This is a genomic window from Spirulina subsalsa CS-330, assembly GCF_028330765.1.
GTDB classification, from domain to species: Bacteria; Cyanobacteriota; Cyanobacteriia; order Cyanobacteriales; family Spirulinaceae; genus Spirulina; species Spirulina subsalsa_A.
The window spans coordinates 24,358-32,531 of record NZ_JAQMTY010000121.1; the positions used below are offsets into that span (position 1 = coordinate 24,358).

Consider the following 8,174-nt stretch of genomic DNA (forward strand, 5'->3'; position numbering starts at 1 on the left):
ATCTGCAAAAAATCTCTTAAACTAAAGAAGTAGTGCCCGTTGTGCCATGTCTTCTCATCCGCATCACTCTTCCCATCATCCGCATCACCCCGTTGAGGGTCTAGACCTCGCTCCCCGCCCGTTTTATCAACGTCCCATGGTGATCGGCTCGACCGTCGTGGGGGTCTTGGTGGGAGTGTCGTTGTGGAGCTATCTCCTCAACCCCAACTGGCTCAGTGATAGCCATGCGGATAGCCCCTGGATTGACCGAATTTTGCGCCTCAACCCCACCTTATCCCGTGAGGATTTGGAAAAAGATGCGGAGTTAGGAGATTTGTCCTTTTGGTTTGGCCGGTCGGAGAGTTCCTACACGGGTGCTCCCCCCACATCGTCCCCGGAAGAGGGTGAACAGGAACCCAGTTTGCTCGAACAATTCATGAAGCAACAGGAGGCCGATAACGCGCAGCAAAACGCGGCTAATCCCCTGCTCACGCCCCCGACTCCGGCGGATAATGCCACCCCGGCCACCACTGCCCAGCCCGATCAACCCCCGCCGCGTTCCGCCCTCGATCGCGCTCTTAACGGGGAGAGTCCCACCGCTGAACCGACCACGAACCCCCTCCAAACGGCACTGGAGCAGCAGGGGAATGCCACTGATGGGCCAGGGACTCCCGCCAATGCGGCCCCAACGCCCCAGACTTCACGTTATGACAACGCCAATAATCTCGGCATTCCGGATAATTCTGCTGCGTCGTCGAGTTCGGTTCTCGCTGTGCCACCCACACGCACCCGCCGCAATACGCCCACCACACCCACGGCTATCCCCGCCTTGCCGCCCACGGGTCGCCGCACCGTCCCCACGAACCCACTCCCCGGCAATCCCACGACGGCCACACCCCAAGCCCCTAACGTTCCTAGCAATCAACGCCGCCAACTGACTCCTAATGCTGGGGCGCAACAGGGGTTTCAGCGGGTGGGCGGCGGTGATATTAATACCTTTGCTGATCCGCTCAATTCCACACCATGAATTGTTTAGGGGTTGATTTGGGGTGGTCGTCGGGGGCGAGTGGGGTCTGTGGGTTGCGGTGGGATGGGGTGGGGTTGCGGTTTGTGGATTGGGGGACGGTGGCGACGGCGGCGGCGGTGTTGGCTTGGTGCGATCGCACCCTCTCCCCCACTGATCCGGGCATGATTGCGATCGATGCCCCGACGATTATCCCCAACCCCACCGGAACCCGCCGCCCCGATCGCCTCACCCACCGCCATTTTGGCCGCTACCATGCAGGCTGCTATCCCGCCAATCAGGGCCGCCCTTTCGCTGCACAAACCGTGGGGTTAGGGGAGGCCCTCACCGAGCGGGGGTTTCACCATGCCCCGGACATCACCCCCCAAGCCCCAGGCCGCTATCAAATCGAGGTGTTTCCCCATCCGGCAACGATTCACCTGTTCGGGCTGGATCGGATTTTGAAATATAAAAAAGGTCGGTTAAGCGATCGCAAACTCGCCCTTACTCAACTCCGCACCTATCTCTTCACCATCCTGCCCACCCTCGACCCGCCCCTATTGCCCCCCTTTCCTCCCCTCCCCGATTTTGCAACCTTAACCGGCAAAGCCTTAAAAGCAATTGAAGACCAACTCGATAGCCTCCTCTGCGCCTACATCGCCGCCCATTGGTGGTATTGGGGGCGCGATCGTAATTGGGTCTTCGGCACTGTCGAAACGGGGTATATTGTGATCCCGGCTCCTGTGAATACCCTGGCTCCCTGCCCAGAACCTTAAGCCGCCCCATGGCACAGTTGATCGAATCCATGCGATCCATGAAACTGTAGGAAATGTCCCAGCCTTTAATCGAGTGAGCGTTTATGAAACTTAAGGAAATAATCCGGTCATTCCGTAGTGCGAGCATCTTGCTCGCTAGAGGTTTAGAGCCTTTTTCAATGACCGGATTAAATATAGCAATCCTATTTGATTCATGAACAGGCAAGGGGCTTAAGCCCCTTGTTAGTGAGATTCATGAACAGGCAAGGGGCTTAAGCCCCTTGTTAGTGAGGAGATCAGATCTCCGATTGATTTAGGATCGCTATAGTTAACCTCCATTAACGCTCAATTCTGCCTTCATTCTTCATCCTTTTAGCCATGCCTAGAGTCCGCGTTCGTCAGCACGTTAACCCCCTTGCCAAAAAATATCAAAACCCGGTGGTGTTGCCGGATTGGTCGCAGGTGTTTGAGGACATGAACCGACCGATTCACCTCGATATTGGCTGTGCGCGGGGTCGGTTTCCGTTGATGCTCGCGCCGTTGCAGCCGGATTGGAATATTTTGGGGCTGGAGATTCGCGAGTCGTTGGTGGTGGAAGCGAACCGGATTCGGGATGAGCAGGGGTTAAAAAACCTGCATTACTTATTTTGTAATGTCAATGTGGACGGGGTGCAGATTTTCGACTCGTTGCCGCCGGGCCGGGTGCAGTGGGTGTCGATTCAGTTTCCTGATCCGTGGTTTAAACAACGCCATGCGAAGCGGCGGGTGGTGCAGCCGGAGTTGGTGGCGTTGTTGGCGGAGCGGTTGCCGGTGGGGGCGCGGGTATTTTTACAGTCGGATGTGGAGGCGATCGCCCAAGACATGACCCATCAATTTACCGCCCATCCCGCCTTTGCTTGTCAACACGCATCCCTCTGGTTGCCGGAAAATCCCCTCCCCGTCACCACAGAACGGGAACGCGCCACCCACCGCAAAGGCCAGCCGGTCTATCGCAGCTTGTTCGCCCGTCAATCATCCTGACTAAAAAAGGGGGCGGCGGACTAGACGAGCAGCTTACCCCAGCATTGGGGGCCGACAATGCCGTCAACGGTGATGTGGGTTTGGAGTTGGAAGCGACGGACGGCGGTGGCGGTTTGGGAGCCAAAAATGCCGTCGATCGCCGTTCCGATCCGGAATTGCACATAGCGCACGGCTTTGCCGGTGGCGTGGCTGGGGCGGAGGATGGGACGGGCGAGGATTTCGGCGATCGCTTTCCAGGTGGCGGCGCTGGCGGTGTCGCCGCTGGTGATGGCCATGAGGTCGTTGAAGCGTTGGGTGGCGAAACGGGTGGCGGGGCCGATCAGACCATCTTCGCTGAGGGGTTTGTTGTTGCGATCGCGAATTTGCAACTGATTTAACTGCTGCTGAAGTTTCAGCACTTGGGCATCAAAGGACGTGGGAGGTGTGGAGCCGCCTGTGTTTTCCTCGGTGTTGGGGGGGGGAGTCACCACGGGACTTTGCCCCGTCAGGCCGGTGACGATCGCATTAGCCATCCGTTCCGTGTCGTAGAGGTCGCGATCGCGCCAAGAATCAATAAAACAGCATTCAATCAAAATCGCGGGCATCCAGGTATTTTTCAACACATAAAGGTGCGATCCATCCTTCACCCCCCGGTTATAAAACCCCAAACGGACAATTTCACTCAAAACCGGCTTGGCGTAGCGTTCCCCGGAGGAACTGACCGCAAACACTTCTGCCCCGTTGGCCTTGCCATTGAAAGCGTTGAAATGAATCGAAACGTAGAGATCCACATTTTGCGCATTCGCTATGCTGACCCGCTTGTTGAGGGAATCCAAGACGCTATAGGCCGAACTCGGATTGCAGTTCACCGCAATATGACCCAGGGCGGCGAGTTTGGCCCTCACCCGCGTGCCAACGGCCTTGGTGAGGTCGTCTTCCTTCGCCCAGCCCGATGCACCCGTATCCGGTGGTGCATTATGTCCCATGTCGATCCCAAATTTCACAGCACTCTTCCCCGATGTTGGACGCTGGTTTGCATTATATCAAGGGGGTTTCGTCCTGCTGCGGAACTTAAGCATTCCATACCAGATTGACGCACATTAACGCAGGGCTGCGATCGCGCCTGCCGTCAACTCCCGCACCGTACTGAGGTCGATCCCCTCCCCCTTCCCTTCCCTCAACCAGAGCAAATATTCCACATTTCCCGCTGGCCCCGTAATCGGCGACCACGTCAGACCGCGATACTGCCACCCCAACCCCTGCGCCGCCGTGATCACCCCCCAAATCGCATCGGCATGATCCCTCGGATCACGCACCACGCCCTTTTTTCCCACCCGTGCTTTCCCCACTTCAAACTGTGGCTTCACCAGCACAATTAATTCCCGTGGCGCTCGGAGCAATGGCCAAAACGCGGGCAACACTTTCGTCAGGGAAATAAACGACAGATCCGCCACGCCCAGATCGGCGAGTTCAGCCTCACCATAGAGATCCGCCGGGGTTAAATGGCGCAGATTCGTCCGTTCTCTCAGGATGACGCGGGAATCTTGGCGCAGGGGCCAAGCCACCTGGCCATAGCCCACATCCACACCATAGACCTGTCGCGCCCCCTGTTGGAGCAAACAATCGGTAAAGCCGCCGGTGGAAATGCCGCCATCGAGACAGATGCGATCGCGCACCTCCACCCCAAACACCGCCAACGCCTTCGCCAACTTCTCCCCCCCCCGCGACACATAGGGCGGTTTCGCCTTCACCTCAATCTCAGCATCGATGGCCACCTCCGTCCCCGGCTTATCCACCCGCTGCTGATTCACCTTCACATCCCCCGCCCGAATCAACCGCTGCGCCCATTGCCGCGACTCACACAAATTGCGTTCCACTAGTAGCAGATCCAGGCGTTGTTTCTTACTCATCCTAATTAGTATGGTTAACCATCGTTTTTAAAACTCAATCCCTTCGTATAGATCTGCCAAATTAACCACCACTGGCAAGGATGCAATGGTCACCTGTGCCGCCAAATCATCATACTCCGTAAAAAGCCATTGATTATTCCCTTGTTTCACATAATGTTCAACATGAATGCGGTACTGATCAATGAGGAGATAGTCTTGGAACGTGGTCAGGGTGCGATAGGCTTCAAACTTTTCGTCGCGGTCATAGCTGCGGGTCGATTTGGAGAGAACTTCGGCGATGAAAATGGGATTCATTACCGTATCATTTCGACCCTCTTGACGCTCGATCGGTTTCGCCATCACCATCAAATCGGGATAGGTATAAAGCCTGTGATTGGGAATCCAAAGGCGTTGATCTGCCACAAACACTTGATAGGGTTTTCCTTTCAAGGCAAGGCGAAACAATACCACTAAACTGCCGCTTAATTCATTGTGTTCTGGGGTTCCACCGGTCATGGTGATAATTCGTCCATCGCGGTACTCATGGCGTTGTTCGGATGCTGTTTCTTGGGTGAAATATTGATCAATACTGTGGCGTTGCAGTGGGAGGGGTGAGACGCTCATGATGATTGACCTCTGGGACAGTTTCGCTACCCATCATTTTGGGTAATTCTGGTGATTAGTGTAACGTCAAACCCTGTTATTGCATGCGGTCGATGGTGCGGTATTGGATGGCTTCGGCGATGTGGGGGGTTTGGATCGTGGCGGCGCTTTCGAGGTCGGCGATCGTGCGGGCGACTTTGAGGATGCGATCCATGGCGCGGGCGGAGAGACCGAGTTTGCGGATTGCGGTTTCGAGGAGGGTGCGACAGGCATCATCAAGGGCGCAGTGGTCGCGGAGGTGGCGGCTTTGCATGTCGGCGTTGGCTTGAAGATGGGGTTCGGATGCGAAGCGATCGCTCGCAATCTGCCGCGCTCGTTGGACGCGATCGCGCACCGCCGCCGACGCTTCCCCCTGGGCCTGCCCCATCATTTCATCGGGCTTGAGCCGATTCACCGCCACCTGTAGATCAATGCGATCCATCAACGGCCCCGACAGTTTCGCCCAATACCGTTCCCGTTGGATCGGGCCACAGGTACAAGCCTGGATCGTGTCGCCATAATAGCCACAGGGGCAGGGGTTTGTACTGGCGATCAGGGTAAATTGCGCCGGAAACTCCACCGATTGCCGCGTCCGGGTAATCGTCACCTGGCCATCTTCGAGGGGTTGGCGCAGGAATTCCAACACATTCCGCTTAAATTCTGTGAGTTCGTCGAGAAAAAGAATGCCTCTGTGAGCCAAGGAAATCTCCCCCGGCTTTGGAATGCTACCACCCCCCACCAACGACGGCCCCGACGCGGAATGGTGGGGACTCCGAAAGGGTCGCTCTCGCACCAATGTGCCGCGATTTTTCAACAGCCCCGCCACGGAATGAATTTGCGACACTTCCAACGCTTCAGGAAAGGTCAGGGGTGGCAAAATTCCCGGTAATCGACGGGCTAGCATGGTTTTACCACTGCCCGGCGGCCCGACGAAAATTAGGTTATGGCCCCCAGCGGCGGCAATTTCCAAGGCGCGGCGGGCCTGGGCTTGGCCTTTCACATCTTTTAAATCCGGGATGCCGATCCAGGGTTCGGTTTTGAAGACATCGCGATTGAGGGTGACGGGTTGATGGTCTTGGGGGCGATCGCAAAAGGCGGCGATTTCGCTGAGGTACTTAAACCCGTAAACGTCGAGACCTTCGACGACGGCGGCTTCTTGGGCATTGTCGGCCGGGAGAATCAGGCCGCGCATCCCCAATTGTTTCGCCGCTGCCGCCACGGGGAGCACGCCCGCCACAGCCCGTAAACTGCCATCGAGGGACAATTCCCCAATAAAAATAAAATCCCCCAAAAGTTGGGTGTTGATCTGTTCGGAGGCGGCGAGAATGCCGATGCTGATCGGGAGATCGAAGCTGGGGCCTTCTTTGCGGAGGTCGGCGGGGGTGAGGTTGACGAGGATTTTCCGCATCGGGAAGGCGAAACCGGAGTTTTTCAGGGCGGCATTGACGCGCTCGCGGGATTCTTGGACAGCGGTATCAGGAAGACCGACAAGGATGGTTTTGGGCAACCCGCCGGATACATCGACTTCTACGCCGATTTGGACGGCATGGATGCCGACAACAGATGCACTCCAAACTCTGGCTAGCATGGTGGTTTTGGGGATGGACAATAGGCGATCGCACTCAGGCCGAAACTCTAGCTCGATACGGTTTGAATTTTAAAGGAGTTCGGGGCGACGTGGCATAATGGCCGTCGCAATCTTCCCCGAATCTTGACCTGTGCAAACCACTCCTTCCCGTGACGAACTGGCGGCGGCTCTCGCTGTTCCCGCTGATTTTGATTTTCAACTGCCCGATCCTGACGATGATCAGATCCATGACCATGAATTTACGCGGCAATTGGATGAGGTGTGGAATATCTGCGAGCGGTTTGATCTGCAAACGGATATTTGGCGGGGTCGGGTGCTGCGAGCGGTGCGCGATCGCGAAAAACGCGGCGGCGAAGGTCGGGGCACAGGCTTTTTGAATTGGCTCAAACAGCGAGAAATCACCAAAAGCCAAGCCTACACCCTGATCCAACTGGCCAACAGTGCCGACACGCTCCTCGCGGATGGTCAACTTGACCCCACCTCGATCAACCGCTTCAGCAAAAACGCCTTTATGGAAACCGCCAAGGCTGACCCGGAAGTGCAGCGGATGGTGAGCGAGGCGGCGGCCGGGGGCGATCGCATCACCCGTCGCGAAGTCAAACAACTCACCGACGAATGGACGGCCGTGAGTTCCGACCTCCTCCCCGACGAAATCAAAGCCAAAGCCGCCGACGGCAGCATCGCCCCGCGCCACATCGCCCCCCTCGTCCGGGAAATGGAAAAACTCCCCGATGCTCACCTGAAAACCATTCAAGTGGAGGCGGCGAACTCCCCCGACCTCGACATGGTGAAAACCCTGACCACGGAGGCCAAAAACCTCTCAAAATACCTCGACGCTGCCGCCCAAGTGCAAACCCTGCGCCGCGCCGATATCGACCTGGAAATGGCCCTCGAAGAAGCCCTCCGCCTCGACTGTCTCAACACCACCGCCGACCTCGTTAAACAAGCCACCACCCTAGAGCAAACCGTAGGCAAGCTCTACACCACCTGGCGACGCTTGGGCAGCTTGGCCGATCGCCTCTACGTGGACACGGGCGCGAGCAATCCTCACCTGCGATCGCTCCTCAACAGCCTCCATGTCCTCACCCAGGATGTGATCGAGGTGCAGCTTGATGAATCCGGCGAAAAACAGGTGCGCCTCCGCATCCTCAATGACCCCGCTGCAACGGATTCCTAGGGGGTGCATCCCAGTTGTGCAACCCCTCACCCAACCCTCTCCCGCAGGAGAGGGCTTTTGGCTCCCTTCTCCTGCGGGAGAAGGGCTGGGGATGAGGGTTCTACCTGGCGAGCAATATGAATCTGCAAAAGTGGGATGCACC

General features: G+C 57.0%; 8 protein-coding genes. 4 read left to right on the forward strand and 4 right to left on the reverse strand.

Features of this window, described 5'->3' with window-relative positions; all coding sequences use genetic code 11:
• The first annotated feature begins 46 nt into the window (after positions 1 to 46).
• The 3 genes from PN477_RS08245 (at position 47) to trmB (ending at position 2,757) form a co-directional block, all read left to right on the forward strand.
• On the forward strand, positions 47 to 1,006 hold the full coding sequence (locus PN477_RS08245) for a hypothetical protein (protein ID WP_272121241.1): 960 nt from the start codon (positions 47 to 49) through the stop codon (positions 1,004 to 1,006).
• Positions 1,003 to 1,758: a DUF429 domain-containing protein gene (locus PN477_RS08250; RefSeq protein WP_272121243.1), complete on the forward strand. Its 756-nt coding sequence runs from the start codon at positions 1,003 to 1,005 to the stop codon at positions 1,756 to 1,758. The genes PN477_RS08245 and PN477_RS08250 overlap by 4 nt, the downstream gene beginning before the upstream one ends.
• A gap of 357 nt (positions 1,759 to 2,115) precedes the next feature.
• A complete protein-coding gene (trmB, locus tag PN477_RS08255; RefSeq protein WP_272121245.1) occupies positions 2,116 to 2,757 on the forward strand; it encodes a tRNA (guanosine(46)-N7)-methyltransferase TrmB in 642 nt (213 codons plus the stop codon).
• A 20-nt stretch (positions 2,758 to 2,777) separates the two neighbouring features.
• On the opposite strand, the gene PN477_RS08260 is transcribed toward trmB, so the two are convergent.
• The 4 genes from PN477_RS08260 to PN477_RS08275 all read right to left on the reverse strand — a co-directional run bounded on the left by PN477_RS08260 (position 2,778) and on the right by PN477_RS08275 (position 6,855).
• Positions 2,778 to 3,740 carry an N-acetylmuramoyl-L-alanine amidase gene (locus PN477_RS08260; protein WP_272121247.1) on the reverse strand — a complete coding sequence of 321 codons (963 nt, stop codon included), beginning with the start codon at positions 3,738 to 3,740 and terminating at the stop codon, positions 2,778 to 2,780.
• 96 nt (positions 3,741 to 3,836) lie between these two features.
• Positions 3,837 to 4,646 carry a TlyA family RNA methyltransferase gene (locus PN477_RS08265; RefSeq protein WP_272121249.1) on the reverse strand — a complete coding sequence of 270 codons (810 nt, stop codon included), beginning with the start codon at positions 4,644 to 4,646 and terminating at the stop codon, positions 3,837 to 3,839.
• 27 nt (positions 4,647 to 4,673) lie between these two features.
• Complete coding sequence (locus PN477_RS08270) at positions 4,674 to 5,249, reverse strand: Uma2 family endonuclease (RefSeq protein ID WP_272121251.1); 576 nt, start codon at positions 5,247 to 5,249, stop codon at positions 4,674 to 4,676.
• A 76-nt stretch (positions 5,250 to 5,325) separates the two neighbouring features.
• Complete coding sequence (locus PN477_RS08275; RefSeq protein ID WP_272121254.1) at positions 5,326 to 6,855, reverse strand: YifB family Mg chelatase-like AAA ATPase; 1,530 nt, start codon at positions 6,853 to 6,855, stop codon at positions 5,326 to 5,328.
• Between the two features lie 130 nt (positions 6,856 to 6,985).
• Here PN477_RS08275 and PN477_RS08280 point away from each other — a divergent pair, with 130 nt between their 5' ends.
• Complete coding sequence (locus tag PN477_RS08280; RefSeq protein WP_272121256.1) at positions 6,986 to 8,032, forward strand: hypothetical protein; 1,047 nt, start codon at positions 6,986 to 6,988, stop codon at positions 8,030 to 8,032.
• Positions 8,033 to 8,174 lie beyond the last annotated feature (142 nt).